The following is a 384-nucleotide window of genomic DNA, read 5'->3' on the forward strand; positions in this document are numbered from 1 at the left end:
AGTGTCTACGGCAGCTTCGAGGTCGCCGCCGATGGCAGCTGGACCTACACCCTCGACAATGACGCGACGGAAACCCAGGCACTGGCTGCCGGCGAGACCGTCACCGAGACCTACACCGTCACGCTGAGCGATGACTCGACCACCGCGGTCGACATCGTCATCACCGGTACCGACGACCTCCCGGTCATCACGGCCGATTCTGGCGCCGTGGAAGAAGACGGCACTCTGGAAGCCAGCGGCACGCTGACGGCCACGGATGCCGACAACCCGGATCTGGCCTTCGTCGCCGCCACCGATGACAGCAGTGTCTACGGCAGCTTCGAGGTCGCCGCCGATGGCAGCTGGACCTACACCCTCGACAATGACGCGACGGAAACCCAGGCA

1 protein-coding gene is annotated in these 384 nt (G+C 65.1%); it reads left to right on the top strand.

Going from position 1 to position 384, the window contains the following annotated elements:
• Window positions 1-384 (top strand): VCBS domain-containing protein (locus HXS65_RS17380; protein ID WP_218015117.1); only part of this gene is annotated, 384 nt, incomplete at both ends.

The organism is Cobetia sp. 5-25-4-2, from assembly GCF_013374075.1.
In the GTDB taxonomy this organism is placed as follows: Bacteria; Pseudomonadota; Gammaproteobacteria; order Pseudomonadales; family Halomonadaceae; genus Cobetia; species Cobetia marina.